The organism is Deltaproteobacteria bacterium (assembly GCA_029210625.1).
Classification (GTDB): domain Bacteria; phylum Myxococcota; class Myxococcia; order SLRQ01; family SLRQ01; genus JARGFU01.
In genome coordinates, this window is sequence record JARGFU010000018.1 from 15161 (window position 1) to 38665 (window position 23505).

A 23505-nucleotide genomic window follows, 5' to 3' on the forward strand; every position below is an offset into this window, starting at 1 on the left:
GGTAGGAACCAATGACGACTCAGCTCGACTTCACCACCCTGGATCTGCAAGACGCCCTCGACCTCGCCATCCTCATCGAGAAGGAGGCCGAGGAGCGCTACACCCAGTTCGCGACGATGCTCGGCGCCACCGACGGCGCGGAGATCTTCGAGAAGATGTCCCGCAACGAGAAGGCGCACGGTGACGAGCTCCGCGCGAGGCGGGAGAAGCTCTTCGGCGACGCCCCCTCGCGGATGCACGAGGACATGATCCAGGACGTCGAGGCCCCGGACATGCACCAGCCCAGCCACGGGATGTCGGTGCGGGCCGCCCTCGAGGTCGCCATGAGGTCGGAGAAGAAGGCCCACGACTTCTTCGCCGCCGCCCTGCCGAGCATCGAGGACGCCGAGGTGAAGGCCCTCTTCGAGGAGCTGCGCGACGAGGAGATCGAGCACCAGCAGCTGCTCGAGGAGCAGATGGGCCGCTACCCCGAGACCCTCGAGCCGGACATCGACCCCGACTCGGTCGAGACCCCCGCGCTCTAGCCTCCACCCGCTGCACGCGCGCTTGCGGCCCCTCGGTCCGGACTCATAGGGTGTCCGGACCAAGGAGGAGCCATGAGCGCGATGAGTGAGAGCCTCCGTCTGCTCTGGGAGACGGCCCTCGAGCTGGAGCAGTCCATCGACACCCTGCCCGGCGCCGAGCCCCTCGACGCCGCCGAGGGCCGCCGCTTCCTGCTGCGGATGCTCGCGGCCAGCGTCGACACCTTCGTCGAGCACGACGACGTCGACCGGCCCGCCTTCCACCACGCCGAGTCGCCGATCCGCAAGATGTTCGCGGACTGCCCGGACACCGACTACCTGCGGGCTCCCCTGCAGGTGGGCGGCGGCCGCGCCTACCGGCTGCGGGGGCGGATCCCCGAGGGCACCCTCTACGTGGGCATCCTCCTCTACGGGAAGGGCGGCCGGATCGGGAACCGGCTCACCGACGCCGAGCTCGCGCTCGACGCCGAGGGCCGCTTCGAGGTGACGATCGCCTGCGAGGAGCAGCCCGGCACCTGGCTGAAGGCCGACGGCGACGAGACGGCCGTCCTCGTGCGCCAGTACTTCGGGGACCGGGAGCAGGAGGCGCCCCTCGAGGTCGAGATCGAGTACCTGGGAGAGCCCGCCGCGCCCGCGGCCGTGGATCCCGAGCGCCTGGCCGCCCGGGTGGGCAAGTCCGGGCGGATGCTGCGGGCCATCTTCCAGCGCACGCGCATGGCCCACCAGATGGCGAGCTCCGTGCCCCCGAACACCTTCCTCCAGGTGCCGGGCGAGCAGCTCTTCCCCACCCCCGACAACCGCTACAGCGTCGCCTGGTTCCGCCTGCCGGAAGGGGGGAGCCTGACGATGCGCGGCCGCCTCCCCGAGGCGCGCTACGTCTCGGTTACCCTCTACAACGCCTGGCTGGAGAGCCTGGACTACGAGCGCCACCGGATCTCGCTGAACCACCGGCAGATCGTCTGCGGCCCGGACGGCAGCTTCGAGCTCACCCTGGCCGACGGCCCGGCCGCCGGGCCCAACGCGCTCGACACCGCCGGCCACCGGCAGGGCTACCTGCTGGTGCGCTGCCTCCTGCTCGAGGGCGAGATGCCCGAGTTCGAGCTGGTCGAGGCATGAGCCTCCCTGCCCCCCACCGGCCCGCCCTGGCCCGGGCCGCCGATCTCTGGGACCGCCTGGGCCGCGGCCTGGGGCTGCGCCGGGACTGGCTCACCCCCGAGGCCCTCGAGGAGGACGCGGCCCGGATGACCGGGCTCTCGGACTTCGGCCCGGACGACTACCGCGAGGGCCTGGAGGTCTTCTGTCGCTCCCTGGCCCGGGACGCGCACCTCGACGTCGTGGGCCGCGCGGTGGTCCGCTCCTTCCTCCGGCGGATCCTGGGCAACCGCCTGCTCCTGGTCGAGCACCGCAAGCACGCCCCGGCCCCGGTCGAGCTCGTCCGGCCCCTGATCGTGATGGGCCTGCCGCGCACCGGCACGACCCACCTCCACCGGCTGCTGGCCCAGGACCCCGCCGCCCACGGCCCGCCGGCCTGGACGCTCTGGCGTCCCCTGCCCCGCCTCGAGGGCCCGGACCGGCGGCGCGAGATCACCATCCAGGCGCTCGAGGGCATGCGGACCCTGAGCCCCGAGCTGGACTCGAAGCACTACCAGGAGGCCGACGAGCCCGAGGAGTGCTACCACCTCCTCGACCCCTCCTTCCGGGCGCCGGGCCTGACCATGCTCTGCCAGGCCCGCTCCTACTGGGAGTGGGTGAGGGGCCAGGACATGCGGCCGGCCTACCGGATGTACCGGGAGTACCTGGAGATCCTCCAGGCCTCGGCGCCGGGGAAGCGTCTCACCCTCAAGACCCCCCTCCACACCCCCTACCTGGAGGAGATCCTCGAGGTGATCCCGGACGCCTGCTTCGTGCAGACCCACCGGGACGTGGTCGAGGTCGCCGGCAGCATGGCGAGCCTGGCGCACTCGATGTTCGCGGTGACCTCCCCCCGGGTCGATCCGATCCAGCTCGGCGAGCTCGTGATGGATCTCTTGCGCTGGCTGGCCGAGGCGACCCTCGCCCAGCGGGAGGCGCGGGAGCTGCCGGTGGTGGACGTGGCCTACCGGGACCTGCTGGCCGATCCCGTCGGGACGGTCGGGCGGATCCACGAGGTGCACGGCCTGCCCTTCACCGCCGAGGTGGAGGCCGCGGTCCGGGCCGGCGCCGAGAGGCGGCCCCAGCACCGCAAGGGCACCCACCGCTACGAGCTCGCCGACTTCGGCCTCAGCGAGGCCCGGGTGCGCGAGGCCCTCGCCCCCTACGTCGAGCGCTTCCTCGGCGCCTGATTCAGAAGGCCGCGCCGTCGACCCGCCGCCCGGGTGAGTGGGGAAGGCCGGCGGGGGTGGTGGCGTGTTGCACGAAGGTCCCCGTCAGGTCGGGGTAGCGCGTGATCGAGGTGTCCGCGTCGCCGGCGGGCAGGGGGTAGGTGACGCTGTCCAGCACGACGCTCAGCGGATCGAGGAGGGAGACGGTGTCCCCCGCGTTGTTGAGCCCCAGGCTGCCGGCGGTCTGCACCTGGACGTTGGCCGGCCAGAGGCAGGAAGGCGTGCCGCCCCCGAAGACGACCATCACCCCGCCGGCGGGCAGCCCCACCGAGAGGAAGGTGTGGCGCTGCGCGGTCCCGTCCCAGAGCGACACCCCGCCGAGGTCGAGATCGACCCCCGAGACGTTCACGATCTCGACGAACTCGTCCTCGCCGGAGCTGATCAAGCCGTCGCAGTTGGCGTCGCCGAGGGTGGGCGAGGGGTCGGCCAGCAGCTCGTTGATCACGAGATCTCCCGGCAGCGGCGCCCGCCCCAGGCTCTGGCAGCTGGAGGCGTCGAAGGCGCTGATGTCGGTGTCGGCGAAGGACTGCAGGCGGTGGACGTCGTACTCGGTGGCGAGCCCCCGGAAGTCGAAGGTGGCCCCCACGCAGAAGCCCAGGGTGGTCGTGCTGTCGGCCCGGAAGACGACGCCGGTGGCGGTGCCGTAGCTCACCGTGAGGTCGAGCCCGCTGATGGCGGTGACCGTGATGCCGTCCACCCGCACCAGCTCGGACTCGAGGCCCTCGGAGGGGACGATCCCGGCCGAGAGGTTCTGGCGCAGGGTGTTCACCGCGTTGCCGGAGGAGAGGAGCTGCACCGGGTCGTGGAGGGTGATCTCCTGGAGGCCGTGGTAGTCGGAGACCTGGGTGACGTGCATCCGGATCTCGTCCCCCACCTGCACGTCGGGCACCCAGCCGAAGCCCTCGTAGACCGAGATCGCCGGCCCGGTGGTCCCCACCTGGAGCGCGTAGCCCTGGTCGCTGACGTAGGTGACCAGCGCCGGGCAGAGCTGCAGGCTCACGGTGGCGTTGGCCACGCCCGTGGCCGCGGCCCGCACCGCCCCGATGCCCACGCAGGTGGCGCTGCAGTCGCTGTCGTTGGCGCTGCTGCAGGCCCCGGGGCAGCAGCCGTCGCCGCCGACGCAGGCGGTGATCGGCACGTTGGAGCAGACCAGATCGCAGCTCCCGGCGCTGCCGCTCGAGCTGTCGGTCGTGCAGACCTGCCCGTCGTTGCAGGTGGCCGGGCAGTCCCCGTCGCAGGTCTCGTTCGTGTCCACGTAGCCGTTGCCGCAGGAGGGGCCGCAGTCGCTGTCGTTGCCCGCGTTGCAGGCGCCCCCCGGGCAGCAGCCGTCGCCGCTCACGCAGCTGGTCCGGGGTTGGTTCACGCACTCGAGGTCGCAGCTGCCCGCGCTGCCGATCGAGGAGTCGGCGGTGCAGGCCTGCCCGTCGTCGCAGCTCGCCGGGCAGTCCCCGTCGCAGGTCTCGTTCACGTCCACGTAGCCGTTGCCGCAGGAGGGGCCGCAGTCGCTGTCGACCCCGGCGTTGCAGCCCCCGGGGCAGCAGCCGTCCCCGCTCACGCAGGTGGCGATGGTGTTGTGGAGGCAGGCCGCCGTGCAGTTGCCGGCGCTGCCGGTGAGGGTGTCGGTGGTGCAGACCTGGCCGTCCTCGCAGTTCGCCGGGCAGTCCCCGTCGCAGGTCTCGCCGGGATCCAGGGTGCCGTTACCGCAGGCGTCGGAGCAGTCGTCGTCGCTGGTGGAGTCGCAGGCGTTGGGGCAGCAGCCGTCGCCGTTCTGGCAGGCCGTGATCGGGGCGAACTCGCAGGCCGCCGAGCAGGAGGAGACCGTGCCGGTGAGGGTGTCGGTGGTGCAGACGTCCTGATCGTCGCAGCTCGCCGGGCAGTTGCCGTCACAGGTCTCGCCGGGGTCCACCACGCCGTTCCCGCAGGCGTCCGAGCAGTCGAGATCGCTGGCCTCGTTGCAGCCGCTCGGGCAGCAGGCGTCGCTCGCCGCGGTGTCGCAGACGGTGATCGCGTCGTGGCGGCAGAGGGCCGAGCAGGTCTCGGCGCTGCCCTCGAGGCCGTCGACGGTGCAGGGGTTGGCGTCGTCGCACTCGGTGGGGCAGTCGCCGTCGCAGGTCTCGCCGGCCTGGAGCTCCCCGTCGCCACAGCCCTCGTCGTTGACCGCGCCGAAGCAGCCCGCCGAGAGCGAGATCGAGGCCACGAGGATGGCGAGCAGTGGGTGGGTGATCTTCATCCGATCCTCCTCCTCCGGAGAGGAGAGCGTACCACCCCCGGCGGCGCGGCGGAGGGCGCCCCCGATCTGCTATCCTCGGCCCCAGGAGAGGGAGGGCGATGCACACACGCTGGCTCCAGGGCCCGCTCGCCGCCGCCTTGCTGGCGGCCGGCGGCTGCGGCGCCTTCGCGACGGTGGGGGTGGACCCGCCCGCCGATGGCGGGCGCGACGCCGGCGGGGACGGCGGCCCGGACGGCGGAGTCGATGCGGGCCCGGACGCCGGCGCGCCCGATTCGGGCGAGGACGGCGGCGGTGACGCGGGCAACGGTGACGGTGGGCTCCTGCCCCTCGGCAGCCGTTGCAGCCGGGGCGAGGAGTGCGCCACCGGCTCCTGCGACAGCACGGGCTGGGGCTACCCGCCGCCGACCTGCACGGCCTACTGCGACGCCGCGGACACCGCCTGCCCCGAGGGAGGGGTCTGCGCCGTCCCGGGGGCCTTCAGCGGGGCCTGCGTGCGCGCCTGCCAGGGCGACGACGACTGCCCCGAGGGCTTCACCTGCGAGTTCCTCGGCTCGGGCCCCGAGATCTTCGGCTGCCTCGCCAGCGGCCACTTCTGCGACCCCAAGGCGGTCGTCTGCGACGCCCTGCCCCCTTCCTGTGGCGGCGGCGAGTTCCCGGTGGTCGATCGGGGCTGCTGGGGGCCCTGCGTCCCCTGGGACGCCTGCCTGCCCATCGCCTGCGACCCGGAGCTACCCCACGAGGGCCAGTGTCCGCCGGCCTACGTCTGCTACCGCAGCACCCGCACCTGCGGGCCGCCGCTCTAGGACTCCGCCCAGCCCCGACGCCCTAGCGGACCATGGCGGCGATGCGGGCCACGGCCTGCTCGAAGGTGGCCGGCGTCAGGAAGGAGAAGGACTGCTCCCCGAAGAGGATGTGCGCGCCATCGTGGATGACCTTCGGCTTGCGCAGCTCCAGCCTTCTTCCGTCGATGAAGCAGCCGTTGGTCGAGCCGGGATCGGTCAGCCAGTACTGCTGCTCGAGCCCCTCCGGCGCGTCGGGGTCCTCGGGCCAGGTGACGTAGGCGTGGAACTTCGAGATGGAGGCGAAGGGCAGCGGGATGTCGCAGTTGCTGGTCCGCCCGATGATGATCCGGTCCGAGTAGAGCGCGCCGGCGGCCTTCACCAGCGGGTAGACCGGCAGGTCCGGGGTCAGGGGCGCGGCGTAGGAGAGCTGCGGCATGGAGGCGCCCAGCAGGGCGGTCCGGAAGTCGGCGGCGTCCGCCACGGACTGCTGGTGCGAGTGGTGGAGCAGGACCGGCCGAGCGTTCTCCAGGAGGAAGAGCTCGAGCGGCTGCGTCTCGTGGGCCTCGACGAAGGAGGCAAGGGTGAGAACCTCGCTCATGAACCGGCTCCCCGGATCATACACTGCCCGGATCGAACCTTTCACCTCCTGCCCGGATCGGACCCGAGGCCGCGGTCCTAGGGGGGGGACCCCTGCCCGGCCCGGGCGGCCTGGACGGTGGCGAGCGCACCGACGAGGGCGTCGAGGGTGTAGGGCTTGGCGAGCCAGGTGACGGTCCCCACGTCGGGCAGCGGGGTGTCCAGCGGGGCGCCCGAGGAGACCACGATCGGCAGCTCGGGGATGAGCTCGCGCAGCTGCACCAGCACCTGCCCGCCGCTCAGACCGGGCATCGACCAGTCGAGGAGCACCGCGTCGATGACGCCGGACTCCCGCTCCATGAGCTCGAGGGCGGCCGCCCCACCGTTCGCCTCCTGCACCTCGAAGCCCGAGAGCTCGAGCAGCCTCCGGGCGGCGAGGCGGACCATCGGCTCGTCGTCGACGATCAGGATCCGTCCGGTGGTCATGGGTGCCTCGCTCTCCCGGGGCTCTTCGGCGCTGCGAGCCGGTCGCCCCAGGCCAGGCAGATAGACCCGGATCCGGGTCCCCCTCCCCGGCGCCGTCTCGAGGCCGATGGCGCCTCCGAGACCCCGCACGACCCCGTGGACCACCGCCAGCCCCAGACCCCGGCCCTCGCGCTTGGTGGAGAAGAAGGGGTCGAAGGCCCGCTGCCGCGCCTCCGCGTCCATCCCGGAGCCGTCGTCCCGGACCTCCACCACGACATACTCACCGGGCTCCAGGCGATCGGAGAGGGTGGCGGCCCCGCCGCCCTCGTCGATGGTGACGACCTCGGTACGGATCACCACCGTGCCCTCTCCGCCCAGGGCCTCCGCGGCGTTCCCCGCCAGGTTCATCACCACCTGATCGAGCTGGGCGCCGTCCGCCATCACGCCGGGGAGGCCCGAGCAGAGGCGCGTCTCGACCCGCACCGCGCCGGTCCGGATGGCGTCGAGGAGGGGGAGGAGCAGCTCGATCCGGTCGTTCAGATCGACCTCGGAGAGCTCGCCCTGGCTCTGGCCGGCGTAGGCGAGGAGCTGACCGGTGAGCCCGCGGGCGCGCAGCGCCGCCTCCCGGATGTGCTCGACGGCCTGCCGCCGGGGCCCCACCTCGAGGTCGGCCAGCGCGGCCTCGGCGTTGCCGAGGATCCCGACCAGCAGGTTGTTGAAGTCGTGCGCCACACCCCCGGCGAGCACCCCGATGCTCTCCAGCCGCTGGGTCTGCCGCGCCCTCGCCTCGATCTCCCGGGCCCGCCGCTGCTCGGTGATGTCCCGCCCGACGATCAGGCGGACCGGCTGGCCGTCCAGGGTGGCGTTGCGCGCCGCGACGGAGCCCCACCGGTAGGAGCCGTCGGCCCGGAGGAAGCGGATCTCGGTGGGCTCCACGTCGCCGCTGGCGATCCGCTTCAGGACCCGGGCCCGGTCGTCGGCGTGGATGAAGTCCACCGCCGGCCGCCCCACGACCTGCTCCCGCTCGATTCCCATGAATCGGAGACAGGCCTCGTTGACGTCGAGGATGAAGCCCTCCCGGTGCAGGACCATCACCTCGGAGCTGGCCTCGGCGTGGAGCCGGTACCAGGTCTCGGCGCGCTCCCGGGCCTGCTCGGCCTCGAGGCGAGCCAGCAGGGAGCCCACCAGGGTCGCGACGGAGCTGAGGGCGGGCGGCAGCTCACGGGGGAATTCGAGCTCCTTGCCCCACCAGAAGGCGATCACGCCCCAGGGCTGCCCCCGCACCATCATCGGCACGACGAGGCCGGCGGCGATCCCGAGCGGTTCGAAGAGGGCCCGCACCGGCGCCTCCAGCCCGGCGACCTCGAGGAGGATCGGCTCGCCGGCGAGGAGCCGCCCGGCGAGCTCGGGGGCGGTGGCGAGCGAGTAGCTCCAGTCCGGCGCCTCGAACTCTCCCCAGCGGGCGAGCTTCTCGACCTCCTGCTTCGCGAGGTCGATGCGGTAGAGCGAGCCGGAGCCCGCCCCCAGCTCGGTGACCAGGAGCTCGAGGAGCCGGGTGAGCCCGGTGTCCGCCTGCTCCAGGCGCACCTGGGAGACCGCGCCCGAGACCTGCGCCAGCAGGTCGAGCCGCCCCCCCTTCAGGCCTTCCCCGCTACCCGGCATCCTGTATGACTACCACCGATCGGAGACGCCTCGCACCCCGAACCAGGCCCTCGTCAGAGATCTCGATCGACGTAGCCGGCGACCCGGTGGGCCAGGGCCATGGCGGGCATCATCGGGTTGGCGCCGGGGCTCTCCGGCAGGAGGCTGGTGTCGGCGACGTAGAGGCCGTCGGTGCCGAAGACCGCGCCCCGCAGGTCGGTGCCGTGGGCGATGGGATCGGTGCCCATCTGCATGGTGCCGAAGACGTGGTTGCTGGCCACGGTGAAGTCCGTGATGCTGAACTTCTCGCTGCGAAGCTTCTCCACGATCTTCCGGTCCCCGGTGGAGGGGGGCAGGCTGTCCAGGCCCAGGATGACCTCCTCGGCGCCCACCGCGAAGAACATCTCGGTGAGCGTGGCGAGGGCCTCGACCAGGCGATCCACGTCGCCCTGACCGAAGTGGTAGGTCATGTCCGTGCCGAGGCCCGGCACGTGGTTGACCCGGCCGACGGAGTCCTGACCGCTCACCCAGGCGTCGAAGGGCGCCATCTGAGCGTAGCGGGCCAGCTTCTCCTGCAGCTCCCGGCCGAAGCCGGCGAAGCGGAAGGCCATCAGCGAGGGCGGCGCCCAGATCGACTCGAGCTTGATGCCGCGATCCATCAGGTCGAGGCAGTGGTAGCCCTGCGAGGCGCCCGCCCAGGGCAGGACCTCCTCGCCGAAGACGCCGAGCACCAGCAGGCCCGGGTGGAACATCAGGTTCCCGCCGATGCCCTCCCGGCGGAAGCCGCTCTTCTGGATGATGACCGGGTTCTCGATGGCGCCCGCGGAGAGGATCACCGCCTTGGCGTGGATGGTGACCCGGTGCGTGCGCTGCCCGTTGGTCGGGTGCATCACCCGCCCGACGACGCCGCGCACCCGGGTGCCCTTGGTGATCAGCTCCTCGACGACCACCGAGGAGATGACCTTCCCGCCGGCGGCGAGCACCTCCGGGATGCCCCGCTTGTCGGTCGAGAGCTTGGCGTCGTTGGGGCAGCCGGTGAAGCACTCGCCGGAGCCCTTGCAGCCGGCCTCGTTGCGCTCGATGACCAGGGGGTTCAGGCCGATGGCCCGCGCGCCCTGCGCGAAGAGCTCGTTGCGCCTCCCCTGGATCGCCGGGTCCACCGGCCGCACGCCCATGAAGCGCTCGACGGCCTCGTAGTCGGCGGCCAGGCTGCCGTTGCGCAGGTCGATGCCGGTCTTGGCCAGCCACCGCTCGTGCGCCTCGTCGGAGGAGCGCATGCAGATGGCCGAGTTCCAGACCGAGCCGCCCCCGAGGTTCTTCGCCCGCATGGAGGGCATGACGGTGTTGCCCCGGGTGGTCCGCATCCCGCCGTCCCAGAAGAAGCGGGAGAGCGTGCGGCCGGCATCCTTGCGCCGCTCGTGGGGGCGCACGATGGGGCCCGCCTCGAGGACGATGACCGAGCGACCGGCCTCGGCCAGTCTCCTTGCTGCGAGGGCCCCGCCAGGACCGGAGCCGACGACCACGACATCACAGGTCTCGACGATCTCGTCGTCGTGGTCGGCGTACTCGAGGACGCGTGCGTCCCGGCGGGTCAGCTTTTTTTTCCGGCGCTACCTCCGGCGGCCGCGGCCTTCTTCGGCTCCGGGACCGGGCCGGCGCCCTTCTCCACGCCGGCGACGGCCTTCACCTTCTTGGCCGCGGACTTCACGGCGTCGGTGACGGCGGTCTTGCCCAGCGCGAGGGCCGGGCCGGTGGAGGCGCCGTACATGCTCTGGATGGCGCCCTCGTAGCTGTCGAGGAAGTACTGGATGTCCTCGTCGGTCAGCGTGATCGGCGGCAGGATCTTGATGGCGTTCAGGCCCGGGCCGGGCACCTGGACGATGACCTGGTGCTCGGTGAAGAGCCGGACGTTCATCGCGGCGCCGAAGCTGGCCTTGTCGAAGGCGCCCATCAGGGCCTGCTGGGCCTTGAGGAGCGCGCTCGAGTCGGTGTTCTTGAAGTAGGTGCCGATCATCATGCCCTTGCCCGCGACGCGGTCGATGACGTCGTAGCGGGTGGCCAGATCGTTGAGGCCGGCGCGGATCTTCTGGCTGACCCGGGCGGCGGCGGCCGGGGCGTCCATCTCCTCGAGGACGTCGAGGGTCGCCAGCCCGGCGGCCATGGCGAGGTTGTTCTCGCCGAAGGTGGAGAAGTAGATCGGCCCGGACTGGAAGCTCTTGAAGACCTGATCGTAGACGTGCTCACCCACGAGCACGGCCGCCACCGGCATCTGACCGCCGGAGAGGACCTTCGAGAGGGTCACCATGTCGGGCAGGATCCCGGCGGCCTGGAAGGCGAACCACTTCTCGCCGAGGCGGCCGAAGCCGGTCTGCACCTCGTCGAGGACCAGCAGGGTGCCGAACTCGTCGCAGAGCTTCCGCGCCTCGCGCAGGTAGTCGTGGTCGAGCACGTCGAGGGTCATGCCCTGGCAGGCCTCCATGAAGAGGGCCGCCACGTCACCCTTGGAGAGCTCGCGGCGCAGGGCGGCGAGGTCGTTGGGGCGGATCGAGGTGCAGATCGGCATCCGCGGCTCCATCCCCTCCTTCATCTGGTTGAAGCCACAGAGGCTGATGGCCCCGTAGCTCCGCCCGTGGAAGGCGCCCTCGAGGTGGAGGTAGCGCCGCCGCCGGGTGACGAAGCGGGAGAAGCGGATGGCCACCTCGTTCGCCTCGGCGCCCGAGTTGGCGTACTGCACCTTGGAGAAGCCCTTGCCGGCGAGCTTGAGGATCCGCTCGGCGAGGAGCCCGCCGAGGATCGAGGCGTTCACCACGCAGAGGTTGGGGACGTCCATCTCGACGACGTCGCGGATGGCCGCGTTGACCTTCGGGTGGTTGCGCCCGAAGAAGTAGACGCCGCCGCCGGAGAGCAGGTCGAGGTAGCGCTTCCCCTGGGTGTCGAAGAGGTAGTGCCCCTCCGCCCGCACGAAGGGCGTGTTCATCCCGCCCATCTGGAGCATCTTCATCAGACGGGGGTGGACGTGCTTCTGGTCCAGGAAGTCGCCGGACTTCAGCCGCTCCTGGATGAGCTCCTTCATGCTCATGACTTGAACTCCTTGGTGTACCCGTAGGTGTCGTAGACCTGCTGCCAGCGCTCGTAGACGAAGTCGGCGAGCTCCGGCTCCATGGTCAGCTTGTTGACCTTGTAGCCCTTGAGGGTGTCGAGGTAGGGCGTCAGCACCCGCTCGAAGCGCTCCCAGTCGGGCAGGTTGAACTTGTCGTAGATCTCCCGCAGCACCCGGGTCTCGTTGCCGATGAAGTCGCCGTAGGCGATCTCGACCAGGTTCTGCTCGGGGATGAGCTCTCGGTCCTCGATGATGCGGGTGAAGAGCCGCTCACCCAGCAGCGCGGTGTGCTCCCAGCGCTGATCGAGGAAGGCCTGCTCGGGGCGGCTCAGGAAGTTCTCCCAGTCCACCTTCGAGCGCATGTGCACCATCGAGCGGAAGACCCGCGCCGGGTGGCGGTGGATGTGGATGAACTTGGCGTCCGGGAAGAGCTCGAGGAGCATCCGGATCCGCGCCGAGTGAGGGCAGCTCTTGAGGATGACGCGCTTGCCGCCGGTCGCCAGCATCATCTTCTTGATGAAGAGGGTCACCGCGTTCTTCCAGATGCGCCGCTCCTCCTCGGTGGCCTCGAGGAAGTCGATGTACTTCTCGTACTGGGCGTAGCGGTCCGGGAACATCAGGGCCGAGTAGAAGGAGAGGCCGCCGGTGAGCTTCAGCAGGCCGATCTCGTCCTCGGCGGGCTCGAACCAGCCGTGGGCCATGTTGTCGTAGGTCCGGGTCGGCGGCAGGGCGTTCTTCAGCAGCCTCGGTCCGATCTTGCCGGTGGCCAGGAAGCTGGAGGGGAAGACCACCTGATAGACCGTGGAGTAGGTGTGGTTCGGATCCCTGCCGAGCAGCCCGTGGAGGTGGGTGGTGCCCGAGCGCCAGTGCCCGATGACGATCAGCGGGGTGGGATCGATGTCCATCTGGGCCAGCTTGCTGGCGTACATGGCGTCGTCGACCCGCCCCAGGAGGGTCGAGGGCAAGGAGAGGCCGCCGAGCATGGCCACCCGGTGGAGGTAGTCCAGGTTCGGCTTCCAGCCGCCGGCCTTCAGCATCTTGAGAAGGGCACCGGTCTCGATGCCGGTGGCCAGCTGCTCCTGCGACCACCTGTCGATCAGCTCGTTCGCGCGCATGGCGCCTCCTATCGATGGTCCGAGGAGCTCCCGGCCGCTTCCTTCACGGCGGGCGCCTCCTCGGAGGTCTGCGACCTCTCGGCCGCCTCGCGCTGCTGAGCGCGGATGATCTCGTCTCCCGGGCGGATGCCCATGGCCTGGCCCACCTCGGCGTTGTCCACGTAGGCCCAGAGGAGCAGCCCCCGCAGCGCCTGAAAGAGCAGGCGCGCGAAGTAGAGGGGGTTGTCGTTCCAGAAGCGCAGGCTCTTGTCCCGCTCCTCGGGGGAGAGCCGGCTGAAGGTCGAGAGGCTCCTGGGCCGGGTCACCAGGGCCTGGACCTCGAAGCCCACGAGCATGGCCCGGATCATGATCTGCTCCCGCAGGGGGAGGAAGGAGAGCATCTCCTCGAAGTAGGCCACCACGTGGGCCTCGCTCCCGGAGATCGGCAGGCCGGCGTCCGGGGGGAAGACCGTCTCGGCCAGGGCCTCGAGGATCCGCGCCTCGGCGGAGGTGAGGGGGGGCAGCTTGGGACTCCACCCATCGATGAAGGGCAACTTCATGGTGTACCTCTATCCTCTCGGCGGCCGATCCCCGCCCGGGAGGCGGCCGCCCGCCTCGCCGCAGGATCCGGCGAGGAGGGCCCGAAAGGAGGCTTGGAATAGCCTTTGCCCCGCAGGGGGTCAAGGCGCCGATGGAGGCCTCTACGACGACCGGAGGATGGTGGGCGTGAAGGTCCCCATGGTACGCCGGAGGGGCAGATGGAGGTCGACGCGCGAGCCCTGGAGACGGTCGACGATCGCTTCCTCGTGGCCCGGGCCAACGGGGGCGACCGGGCCGCCTTCGACGCCCTCTACCAGCGCCACAAGGGCTGGGTCCTGGCCCTGGCCTGGAAGCTGACCGGCTCGGAGGCCGACGCCCTGGACGTGCTCCAGGAGAGCTTCGTCTACTTCTTCGGGCGCTTCCCGGGCTTCGAGCTCACCGGCGCGCTTCGCAGCTACCTCTTCCCCCTGGTCAAGCACCAGGCCATCAGCCTGATGCGCCGGCGCCGCCGCTCGGTCTCCCTGGAGGCCGAGGAGGAGGCCGGGCGGCCGGAGGCGGAGCCCAGCTTCCAGCCGGCCCCGGACCACGACCTGGAGGTGCGCCTCCAGAGCCTCTCCCCCGGCCACCGGCAGGTGGTGCACCAGCGCTTCGTGCTGGGGATGAAGCTCGAGGAGATCGCCGAGGCCCTCGAGATCCCCCCGGGGACGGTCAAGAGCCGCCTCCACCACGCCCTGCGCAAGCTGCGGGAGCGGGAGGAGGCCGAGGACGCCTCCCTCGAGCGGGGCCCTCCGTAGCGCGGCCGCGCCCCGGTCCGGAGGATCCCGTGATGAACCTTTTGCCCCCGCCCGCCGCTACCCGATAGAGACCACGAAGCCATGACCACCCACCCCGACATCCTCGAGCTCGAGCTCTCGCGCACCGGCGAGGCCAGCCCGGCGACCGAGCAGCACCTGGAGGCCTGCGAGGCCTGCCGGGCGGTGCTCGCCGAGCTCCAGAGCCTGGAGGCGGGGTTGATGGACGAGGTGCCCGAGATCCCGATCCCCGAGGCGGTGGACCGGGCGGTGGCCGCGGCGGCCGACGCGGCGGTGGCCCGCGCCGAGGCGCAGCGGGTCGAGTCCGACGACGCCCGGATGGCCGAGTTGATCCGGCCGAGCGTCTTCCGGCGGCTCCTGCCCTACATGGGGGCGGCCTCGGCGGCGGCGATCATGATGATCACCCTGACCTCGGTCTTCGGGGACAACGTCCGGGCCCTCTTCGGCGCCTCGGCCGACGCCCTGGCCGGCAACGAGTACCGGGAGCCGATGGCGGGCGTCTCGGGCCAGGCCCTGGAGGGGCACAAGAGCCTGGGCGACTTCTCCGAGAACAACGGCCCCAGCGAGGGCTTCGGGGGCGAGCTCCACAAGGGCCTGGAGATCTACGAGGAGGACGGCTCGCCGGCGGCGGACTGGCCCGTCGGGGTGGAGATCGTGGAGGAGGCCTGGCGGCTGACCTGGACCCCGGACGGCTCCCGGAGCGGCGCCCTCGAGGTGACCCTCGGCCTGCCGGCCGGCACCCAGCCCGGCCCCCTGAAGGCCCTGCACGAGGGCGACACGGCCCGGCAGGCGCTCCTGCCCGTGATCGGCTCCGAGCAGCGGCTGCGAGTGTGGGTGGTGCGGACGACCCCCAGCCAGGCCCCCCTCGAGGTGCGGGTGCAGGTGGAGGGGCCGGCCGGCACGCCCCGGATCCTCTCGGCGAGCTTCACGCCCACCGGAGGCGCCCCCGACCCGGTCACCCCCGGCCTGGGACCCGGCTGATACGACTCAGTGCGGCGCAGCCAGGGATGATCTGGAGACGATCCGGGCATAGGATGCCGGTCTTCGAACCTCCAGTCTGGAAGGAGCCTCCATGTCCCTGCCGAAGATCCGTCTGATCACCCTCGATCCCCGCAAGCAGAAGGCGGATCTCCTGGTACTCCCCGTCTACGCCGGCGAGCTCGGCTCGAAGAAGAAGCGGCGGGAGCTCCTCGACCGCACGGCCAAGGCCTTCCGCGGCCAACTCGAGGCCCTGGCCAAGGCCGAGAAGTTCACCGGCAAGAACGGTGAGGTGCTGGAGCTTCCCACCCAGGGCAAGCTGCCGGTGACCCGCCTGCGCCTGGTGGGCCTGGGCCGCAGCGGCCAGAAGAGCAGCCGCCGCCTGCGGGTGGCCGTGGCCGGCGCCCTGCGGGTCGCCCGCTCCCGGGACACCCGGACGGTGATCGTGGCGATCCCCGAGGACCAGCAGACCGCCATGGGCGTGCGCGGCGCCGCCGAGGGCGCGGTCCTGGGCGCCTACGCCTTCGATCGCTACCTCTCCCCGGGCAAGGACAAGCGGGGCCTGGTCCCCGTGCGCGAGGTCGCCCTGGCGGGCAACCCGAAGGACGAGGCGCAGAAGGCCGCCGCCGCCCTCGGCTTCGCGATCGCCGAGGCCACCTGCATGGCCCGCGACCTCGTGAACGAGCCCGCGGGCGAGATGACCCCGCTGGAGCTGGCCGATCGCGCCAAGGCCCTCGCCGCCGCCCACGGCCTGAAGTACCGGCACCTGAACGCCGCCCAGATCCAGAAGGAGAACATGGGCATGTTCTGGGGCGTGGCGCGGGGCTCGGACATCGAGCCGCGGCTCATCGTCCTGGAGTACCAGCCCAAGCAGAAGACCGAGGACAAGGGCATCGCCCTGGTCGGCAAGGGCGTGACCTTCGACTCCGGCGGCTACGACCTGAAGGGCCCCGCCTTCATGCTCGACATGAAGATGGACATGGGCGGCGCCGCCGCCGTCATCTCGGTGATGCGGGCCGTGGCCGAGATCGCCCCGCCCTTCCCCGTCGTCGCCTACGCCGGCGCCTGCGAGAACCTCGTCTCGGGACACGCCTACAAGCCCGGCGACGTGCTCAAGAGCCGCAAGGGCAAGACCGTCGAGATCAACAACACCGACGCCGAGGGGCGGCTGGTGCTCGGCGACGTCCTCGACTACGCCTGCAGCCACGGCCACAAGACGGTCATCGACGTGGCCACCCTCACCGGCGCGGCCATGGTCGCCCTCGGGCCCTACACGGTCGGGCTGCTCTCGAACGACGACGCCCTGGCCAGCAGCCTCAAGGAGGCCAGCAAGGCGGCCGGCGAGGACTTCTGGCGCATGCCGCTGAACCCGGCCCTGCGCGAGCAGCTCAAGAGCTCCATCGCGGACCTGCGCAACACCGGCGAGCGCTTCGGCGGCTGCATCACCGCCGCCCTCTTCCTCGAGAACTTCGTGGGTGAGGGCGTGGCCTGGGCCCACCTCGACATCGCGGGCCCGGCCTACGCCACCAAGCCCAAGGGCGTGGACCCCAAGGGCGGCACCGGCGCCAGCGTGCGCACCCTGGCCCAGCTGATCCTCGACCGGATGAGCGCCAGCTAGCCCGAAAGGCCCGGCCAGAGCGAGCGTGGCGAGGGAAGGTCGCGAGACTCCGGGGGGAGGAGCCGATGGGGCAGAGGTGCGCGCGGCGCACCGGGCCGAGCGCAGCGAGCGGACGCTCCTGGTCGGCCGGATCTTCGCCGCCGCCCTGCTGCCCACCATGGGCTACTTCATCTTCCAGGACATCGTCCTCCTGGGCGTCGGTGACGGCTGGCTCTGGCGCCTGACCGCCATCGTCCCGGCGCTGGCCTTCCTCCTCCTCTCCCTCGGCCCCCTGAAGCGGCGGCCCGACTGGGTGGCCCCCGTCCACGCCCTCACCCTCGCCGGCGCGGTGGTGAACATCTGCGGGCTGACCTTCCACCTCTTCGCCCAGGAGGGCGTCCCCCTCGAGCACCGCTACGGAGCCGTCACCGGCATCGTCCTGTCGCAGGGCGCCACCTTCGTCTTCGCCGCGGGCGCCCGCCGCTTCCTGGCGCCGGTGCTCCTCCTCCCCCTCGCGGCCCTGCTGATCGGCCTGCTCGCCCTCGGCGCCCTCGATCGCGAGTCGCTGACCCTCTTCAGCAACCCCGTGGTGATGGCCGGCGCCCTGGTCGCCTCGGCCTGGGTCTTCGAGCGGATGAGCCTGCGGGAGTTCGAGGCCCGGCGCCTGGCCGAGCGCCGCCACACCGACCTCGCCCGCACCCTCGGGCGCCTCTCCCACTCGAACGAGGAGCTCAGCCTCCTGGCCAACGCCCTGGCCCACGATCTGCGCCAGCCCCTGCAGAGCATCACCCTCCTCATCGAGGTGCTCGAGCGGCGCCTCGCCGGCCGGGGGACGGGCAAGCCCGCGGACGAGATCGTCAAGGACCTGGGAGAGATCGCCGATGGCATGGCGGACCGGATCTCGAACGTCCTCGAGTACGCCCGCCTCGACACCCGGATGCCTCCGAGGATCGACGTCGATCTCGGCGCGGTGGTCGAGCACGTCCGCCGGGATCTGCAGGCGGCGCTGGAGCGGAGCGGCACGATCCTCCAGGTCGGGACCCTCCCGGTGGTCGCGGGAGACGCCTCCCAGCTGGAGATGCTCTTCCAGAACCTGATCGAGAACGCCATCAAGTACGCCCGTCCGGGCCGGGCGCCCACGATCCGGATCCACGCCGAGCCCCTGGGCGACCTCGTCCGGATCTGGGTCGAGGACGAGGGCCTGGGCGTCACGGAGGCCGAGGCCCGGCGGATCTTCGAGCCCTTCGAGCGGCTCAAGCGCGGCGAGACGAAGCCGGGCCTGGGGCTCGGCCTCGCCGCCTGCAAGAAGATCGTGCGGCGGCACGGCGGGGAGATCGGCGCCGAACCCGGCCGGGAGGCCGGCTCCCGCTTCTTCTTCACCCTGCCGGTGAGGGGGCTGACCCCGCTCCCGGACCTCTCCGACGAGTAGCGCTAGCGCTTGAGCTGGAAGAAGCGCACCGGCCGGCTGCGGCCGCGCACCTGCTGCTCGTCGCGCTTCTCGAGATCGCCGGCCTCTCCGAGGAGCTCGACGGTGGCGGATCCGATGAGGACCTCGCCGTGCCCCGCCAGGGCCTGCAGGCGGGCCGCGACGTTCACCGCGTCGCCGATGGCGGTGAAGTCCATCCGGTCGAGGTTGCCGATGTTGCCCAGCATCACCTCGCCGGTGTTGATCCCCACCCCGGCGTGGACCGGGATCTGGCCCCGATCCTCGCGATCGACGTTCAGCGCCTCCAGGCCCCGCACGATGGCGGCGGCCGCGTCGACGGCCGAGCGGGCCGCGTGCTCGGGCGAGCCCCGGGAGAAGATGGCCATCACGTTGTCGCCGATGAATTTGTCGATGAAGCCGCCGTGGTGCGTGAGGGCCTCGACCACCACCCGGAAGTAGTCGTTGAGGAGGCCGTGCAGCTCGTGGGGGTTCAGGCTCTCGGCGATGGTCGTGAAGCCCCGGATGTCGGCGAAGAGGATCGAGCAGGTCTGCAGCTCGCCGCCCAGGTCGAGCTTGTGCGAGCGCGCCAGCACCTGCTGCACCAGCTCGCGCGAGACGTAGCGCGAGAAGGACTCGACCAGCAGCTCCCGCTCGGTGATGTCGTCGAGCACCACCACCGTGCCCTCGGGGTTGCCGGCGGCGTCGTACATCCGCTGGGCTCGGGCGAAGACCGAGATCGTCTGGCCGTCCCCCCGGTTCAGCTTGAGCTTGGTCAGGCCGATCCGCCCCTCGCTGCGAACCCGCTGGACGAGGGCGGCCACGTCGAGGTTCACGACCTCGGAGAAGTCCTCCACCGACTTGCCGAGGACCCGCTCGGCGGGGATGCCGAGGATCTCCTCCATCCGGGTGGTGTAGAGGTTGACGATGCCGTCGTGCGCGGCGACCACCATCAGGCCCGAGGTGAGGCTCTCGATCACCCGCTGGTTGAATTCGTTGGCCTGGATCAGCGCCTCGTTCACCGCGACGTTCTCGGCCTCGAGCTGCGCCTCGTAGCGCGCCTGCTGCTGGGAGAGGCGGTTGAGCTCCTGGTTCTTGGAGCGGAGCTGCTGGTTGGTCACCTCGGCGAACATCCCGGCGGCGGTGGTGAAGAGATCGAAGATCCGGGTCTCGAGCTCGGTGTAGCCCTCGACCCCGTGCAGGTTGCCCCCGTTCTCGGCGGCGATCACCTTGCGGACGGCGGGGATGACGCAGAAGAGCGCCTGGAGGAAGTCCGAGATCGACAGCCCCTGCTGCACCCGCCGGGTCGAGGTCACCCGGAACTGATCGAGGAGGCGATCGGCGTCGTCGTCCTCGAGGAAGAGGAGGCTGCTCTCGATCATCGCCTCGACCTGCACCCTCAGCTCCGCGGGGTTGAGCAGGGCGTAGCGAGGCAGGCGCTCGGTGATCCGGGCCTGGGTGGCCTCCACGATGAGGTCTTTGTTCGCATTGAGGATGTCGAGAGCGCTCACGCGGCGATCCTAGCCACGCTGCGTCATCCCGGGAACCCCGGCGGAGAAATGGTGTCCAAGCCCTTCAGACGAACCGGTTCGCCCGCCCCTGCCCCCCGGCCCGCGATAGGATGGCCATGGACACCGCCGATCTCGCCCTGCTCACCCCCCACGAGGCCTCCTCCGAGCCCTCGGAGGCAGGGATCGACGAGCCCGAGGTCACCTACTTGCAGCCCTCCGACCGCCGCCTGATCGCCCGGATCCGCCAGGGAGACGAGCGCGCCTTCTCCGAGCTGGTGAGCGCCTATCAGGACCGGATCTTCTCCCTCTCCCTGCGGATGATGGGCAGCCGGGAGGAGGCCGAGGACCTCACCCAGGAGGTCTTCGTCGCCCTCTACCAGCACCTGGGGCAGTTCCGGGGCGAGGCCCAGCTCTCGACCTGGATCTTCCGGGTGACCCGCAACCGCTGCCTCAACCGGCTCAAGTACCTGGGCCGGCGCTCGGCTGGGAAGGTCACCCCCCTCGACAGCGTCCCGGCCCGGAACCTGGCCGAGTCCTCGGGGCGCTCGCCGACCCAGCCCGATCAGCACCTCGAGGGCCTGCAGCTGCAGGAGACCGTCGAGGCGGCCCTGCTGGAGCTCGGTGAGGAGCAGCGGATGATGGTCCTGCTCCGGGACGTCGAGGGGCTGGCCTACGAGGAGATCGCCGAGATCTGTGAACGACCCGTGGGGACGGTGAAGAGCCGTCTGCATCGCGCCCGCCTCGCCCTGGCCGAGGCCGTGAGCCGATCCCACCAGACCCGGCCGCCCGCCGCCGCGGGCGGCGCCAAGGAAGAGGAAACCCCATGAGCGCGGATCACACCGAGATGGTCGAGCGCCTCTCTCCCCTCCTCGAGGGTGAGCTGCCCCCCGACGAGCAGCAGGCCCTGGAGACCCACCTGGAGGGCTGCGAGGACTGCCGCCAGCAGTACGAGGCGCTGCGCCGGACCACCGAGGCCCTCCGGAGCCTCCAGCCCCACCGGGCCCCGGCGGATCTGGAGGCCCGCGTGCGCCGGCGGGTCCGCCGGCGGGACAAGGTCCACCACCTCCCCCGCCCGCCGACCTGGCCCCAGGAGCTGCTCTCGGCCGCGGTGCTGGCGGTGATCGTGGGCGCCACCGTCACCCTCTCGGGCCGGATCCTGGTCCCCGGCGGGGACGAGAACCTCTCGGGCGGCCCGGCCGCCACCGGCCTCTTCGGCGACCGGATCCCCGACGTGGTCGAGGTCCGCTTCGCCGCGGGGGACGAGGGCGCGGCCCGGGCGGTGGTGGCCGCCGCCGCGGACCTCGGCGCCCGCACCCTCGGGGGCGCCCCCCTGCGGCCCGGCGAGCCCCTCTCCGAGGTGGGGATGGCCTTCACCCTGCCCAAGGAGGCCCTGGCCGTGATCGTCCCGGACGGCATCGCCGAGGTGGTGGCGGTGCCCGACGACGAGGCCGATCCGAGGCCACCCGCGGGCTGGATGCTGGTGAGGGTGCGGGTCTCGGGGCAGGGACCCTGACCACCTCTGACCACCCGCAGCCCGGAAGTTGTCGTTTTTTCGCCTGGGCCCCCGGCCTCGACTAGGGTCGGGGGCGGACATGGCGATTCGATCTACTGCCCTCCTCGCCCTGGCGATCGGGCTGGGCGCGCCCTCGCTCGCGCGCCCGGACCAGAGCCCCACCGACGCGCCGGCGCTCCTCGCCCTGGTCGCCGCCTCCCCGAGCGATCCCGGCCGGGCCCCCGAGGCCCTACGCGAGATCGCCGCCCGCCTGGAGGGCCGGGACCCCCAGGGCGCGCTGCGCCTGCTGGAGGCCCTGCCGGAGACCCTCTCGGCCAGCGCGGCCGCCCTCTTCCTGCGCGGTGAGGCCCTGCGAGAGCTGGGGCGCCCGGAGGAGGCCGTCGGGGCCTTCGAGGGCTCCCTGCAGCGGGACGCCCTCCTGGGCGACCGCCTGCGTCTGCACCTGGGCGAGGGGCTGCTGGAGCTGGGGAGGCTCGGCGAGGCCGCCGCGGTCCTCGGAGATCTCGATCCCCAGAGCCCCCACCATCCGGAGGCGCTGCTCCTGCGGGCCCGCGCCCTGCGCGAGGGCGGCCGGCTCGACGAGGCCCGGCCCCTCCTCGAGGACGCCCTGCGCCGGGAGACCGTCGGGCGACGGGCCGAGGCGCTGCGGCTGGAGCTCTCGCGGGCCCACCTGGCCGCCGGAGACCTGGACGCCGCCCGGGGGATGCTGGAAGCCAACGTGCTCCACGGCAGCGTGGCGGCCTGCCGCGAGGCCCTCGAGGTGCTCGCGGCCCTCCCCGCCCCGGACGGGGATCCGACCTGGCAGCGCCTGCGCCGGGCCGAGCGCGCCGGGGACGCGGGGCTGCGGGCCCTCTCCCGGGACGAGCGCCCAACCTCCTCGCGCCCGGCCCGCTGGGCCGCCTACCTGCGCGCCCGCCGGGCCGAGGCCGCCGGGGAGGCCGCCCTGGCGGTGGCCCTCGATGGAGGGGTCCTCGACCCCGGGGGCGAGCAGCGCACCGAGGAGGGCCTGCGGGCGGCGGCCCTGATCGGCCTGGCCCGGGGCCTGACCACCCTCGGCCGGCTGGGGCCCGCGCGGGAGCGCTGGCTGCAGCTGGCCGCCGAGCACCCGGCCCACCCGGAGGCCCCCCGGGCCCGGATCGCGGCCGCCGAGCTCTCCCTGCGGCAGGACGACTTCGCCGAGGCCGGCCGCGCCCTGCAGGCCTACCTCCTCCTCTACCCCACCGATCCCGGCCGCCCCCGCGCCTTCTTCCTCTGGGGCTGGGCTCGCCTCCGGCAGGGGGAGTACGCCGAGGCCGCCGAGCTCTTCGCCGGCGCCCTCTCCCGCCCCGCCCTGGCGGCGGACGAGGCGGACACCCTCGGCGGCAGCCGGATCGCCGCCGCCGCCCGGGCCCGCTACTGGCACGCCCGCAGCCTGGATCTGGCCGGCGAGGCCGAGGCGGCCGCCGACTCCTACCGGCAGCTCCTCTCCCGCCACCCCCTCTCCTACTACGCGGCCCTGGCCCGGGACCGGCAGGTGGAGCCCGCCCTGGAGCCCCCGAGCGATATTGGCGCCAGCCCGGATCACGGGGACCTCGACCCCCGGGTGCGCCGCGCCCGCCAGGCGGCCTGGCTCGGCCTGCGCAAGGAGGCCCGGCGGCAGCTCGGCCCCCTCCTGGCCACCCCCTCCCGCGCCCGCCACCCCCGCGACCTCCTCGAGGCCGCGCGCACCCTCGAGGCCCTCGGGCAGCGCGAGACCGCCCGCTTCCTCTACCGCTCGGCGATGGTGCACGACGGCGGGGGTCTGCTGCCCGGCGAGCGGGAGCAGGCGATGCAGCACGCCTTCCCCCGCCTCCACCAGGACCTGATCGAGAAGGAGGCCCGTCGCTGGTCCATCCCTCCGGCCCTGGTCTTCGGGCTGATCCTGCGGGAGAGCGCCTTCAAGCCCTGCGCCCGCTCCAGCGTGGGCGCGCGGGGCCTGATGCAGCTGATGGGGCCGGCGGCCGCGGACGCCGCGGGGGACCTGGGGCTGGCGGCGCCGAGCGCGGACGCGCTCTGTGATCCGGCCCTCAACGTGCGCCTGGGGACCTGGCACCTGAAGAAGCTCCTGCGCCGCTACGAGGGCGCCGAGGTCCTCGCCGTGGCGGCCTACAACGCCGGCGCCGGCACCGTGGACCGCTGGCGCGAGCGCGACCCCGGCATGCCCCTGGACGTCTGGGTCGAGGAGATCCCCTTCGACGAGACCCGGGTCTACGTCCGGGCCGTCCTCTCCGCCGCCCGGGGCTACGCCTGGACCTGGGAGCGCCCCTCCACCCGGGGCGTCGGAGCCGGGGTGGGCACCCGCGTCACGGCGGCCCCTCAGCGGTAGATCCTTTCTCCGGGCCGT

General features: G+C 72.1%; 19 protein-coding genes. 11 read left to right on the forward strand and 8 right to left on the reverse strand.

Features of this window, described 5'->3' with window-relative positions; genetic code table 11:
- Nucleotides 1-11 precede the first annotated feature (11 nt).
- The 3 genes from P1V51_16975 (at nt 12) to P1V51_16985 (ending at nt 2842) form a co-directional block, all read left to right on the forward strand.
- Entirely contained in the window at nt 12-524 is a 513-nt protein-coding gene (locus P1V51_16975; GenBank protein ID MDF1564737.1) for a ferritin family protein, read from the forward strand.
- 81 nt (nt 525-605) lie between these two features.
- Nucleotides 606-1637 (forward strand): hypothetical protein, encoded by a 1032-nt coding sequence (locus tag P1V51_16980; protein ID MDF1564738.1) that lies wholly within the window; start codon nt 606-608, stop codon nt 1635-1637.
- On the forward strand, nt 1634-2842 hold the full coding sequence (locus tag P1V51_16985) for a sulfotransferase (GenBank protein ID MDF1564739.1): 1209 nt from the start codon (nt 1634-1636) through the stop codon (nt 2840-2842). The genes P1V51_16980 and P1V51_16985 overlap by 4 nt, the downstream gene beginning before the upstream one ends.
- A 1-nt stretch (nt 2843) precedes the next feature.
- Here P1V51_16985 and P1V51_16990 read toward each other — a convergent pair whose 3' ends face one another.
- Nucleotides 2844-5111 carry a lamin tail domain-containing protein gene (locus P1V51_16990; GenBank protein MDF1564740.1) on the reverse strand — a complete coding sequence of 756 codons (2268 nt, stop codon included), beginning with the start codon at nt 5109-5111 and terminating at the stop codon, nt 2844-2846.
- Nucleotides 5112-5209: 98 nt separating this feature from the next.
- Here P1V51_16990 and P1V51_16995 point away from each other — a divergent pair, with 98 nt between their 5' ends.
- Nucleotides 5210-5914, forward strand: coding sequence for a hypothetical protein (locus P1V51_16995; GenBank protein MDF1564741.1), 705 nt, complete (start codon nt 5210-5212; stop codon nt 5912-5914).
- A 22-nt stretch (nt 5915-5936) separates the two neighbouring features.
- Here P1V51_16995 and P1V51_17000 read toward each other — a convergent pair whose 3' ends face one another.
- The 6 genes from P1V51_17000 to P1V51_17025 all read right to left on the reverse strand — a co-directional run bounded on the left by P1V51_17000 (nt 5937) and on the right by P1V51_17025 (nt 13329).
- Nucleotides 5937-6491, reverse strand: coding sequence for an FHA domain-containing protein (locus P1V51_17000; GenBank protein ID MDF1564742.1), 555 nt, complete (start codon nt 6489-6491; stop codon nt 5937-5939).
- A gap of 77 nt (nt 6492-6568) precedes the next feature.
- Nucleotides 6569-8596, reverse strand: coding sequence for an ATP-binding protein (locus P1V51_17005; GenBank protein MDF1564743.1), 2028 nt, complete (start codon nt 8594-8596; stop codon nt 6569-6571).
- Nucleotides 8597-8649: 53 nt separating this feature from the next.
- Nucleotides 8650-10098 (reverse strand): GMC family oxidoreductase, encoded by a 1449-nt coding sequence (locus P1V51_17010; protein MDF1564744.1) that lies wholly within the window; start codon nt 10096-10098, stop codon nt 8650-8652.
- Nucleotides 10099-10166: 68 nt separating this feature from the next.
- Entirely contained in the window at nt 10167-11654 is a 1488-nt protein-coding gene (locus tag P1V51_17015; protein ID MDF1564745.1) for an aspartate aminotransferase family protein, read from the reverse strand.
- On the reverse strand, nt 11651-12790 hold the full coding sequence (locus P1V51_17020; GenBank protein ID MDF1564746.1) for a sulfotransferase: 1140 nt from the start codon (nt 12788-12790) through the stop codon (nt 11651-11653). Before P1V51_17020 ends, P1V51_17015 begins: the two co-directional genes overlap by 4 nt.
- An 8-nt stretch (nt 12791-12798) precedes the next feature.
- On the reverse strand, nt 12799-13329 hold the full coding sequence (locus P1V51_17025; protein MDF1564747.1) for a hypothetical protein: 531 nt from the start codon (nt 13327-13329) through the stop codon (nt 12799-12801).
- 198 nt (nt 13330-13527) lie between these two features.
- Between P1V51_17025 and P1V51_17030 the strand changes: the two genes are divergently transcribed.
- The 4 genes from P1V51_17030 (at nt 13528) to P1V51_17045 (ending at nt 18125) form a co-directional block, all read left to right on the forward strand.
- Nucleotides 13528-14103 (forward strand): RNA polymerase sigma factor, encoded by a 576-nt coding sequence (locus P1V51_17030; protein ID MDF1564748.1) that lies wholly within the window; start codon nt 13528-13530, stop codon nt 14101-14103.
- An 81-nt stretch (nt 14104-14184) separates the two neighbouring features.
- Nucleotides 14185-15102, forward strand: a complete 918-nt coding sequence (locus P1V51_17035; protein ID MDF1564749.1) for a hypothetical protein — start codon at nt 14185-14187, stop codon at nt 15100-15102.
- Between the two features lie 91 nt (nt 15103-15193).
- Complete coding sequence (locus P1V51_17040) at nt 15194-16717, forward strand: leucyl aminopeptidase (GenBank protein MDF1564750.1); 1524 nt, start codon at nt 15194-15196, stop codon at nt 16715-16717.
- A 76-nt stretch (nt 16718-16793) separates the two neighbouring features.
- Nucleotides 16794-18125 (forward strand): ATP-binding protein, encoded by a 1332-nt coding sequence (locus P1V51_17045; GenBank protein ID MDF1564751.1) that lies wholly within the window; start codon nt 16794-16796, stop codon nt 18123-18125.
- A 2-nt stretch (nt 18126-18127) separates the two neighbouring features.
- Here P1V51_17045 and P1V51_17050 read toward each other — a convergent pair whose 3' ends face one another.
- On the reverse strand, nt 18128-19630 hold the full coding sequence (locus P1V51_17050) for an adenylate/guanylate cyclase domain-containing protein (GenBank protein ID MDF1564752.1): 1503 nt from the start codon (nt 19628-19630) through the stop codon (nt 18128-18130).
- Nucleotides 19631-19746: 116 nt separating this feature from the next.
- Between P1V51_17050 and P1V51_17055 the strand changes: the two genes are divergently transcribed.
- The 3 genes from P1V51_17055 (at nt 19747) to P1V51_17065 (ending at nt 23487) form a co-directional block, all read left to right on the forward strand.
- On the forward strand, nt 19747-20457 hold the full coding sequence (locus P1V51_17055) for a sigma-70 family RNA polymerase sigma factor (GenBank protein MDF1564753.1): 711 nt from the start codon (nt 19747-19749) through the stop codon (nt 20455-20457).
- Nucleotides 20454-21143 (forward strand): anti-sigma factor, encoded by a 690-nt coding sequence (locus P1V51_17060; GenBank protein MDF1564754.1) that lies wholly within the window; start codon nt 20454-20456, stop codon nt 21141-21143. Before P1V51_17055 ends, P1V51_17060 begins: the two co-directional genes overlap by 4 nt.
- Nucleotides 21144-21222: 79 nt before the next feature.
- Nucleotides 21223-23487: a transglycosylase SLT domain-containing protein gene (locus P1V51_17065; protein ID MDF1564755.1), complete on the forward strand. Its 2265-nt coding sequence runs from the start codon at nt 21223-21225 to the stop codon at nt 23485-23487.
- The last annotated feature ends 18 nt before the right edge of the window (nt 23488-23505 follow it).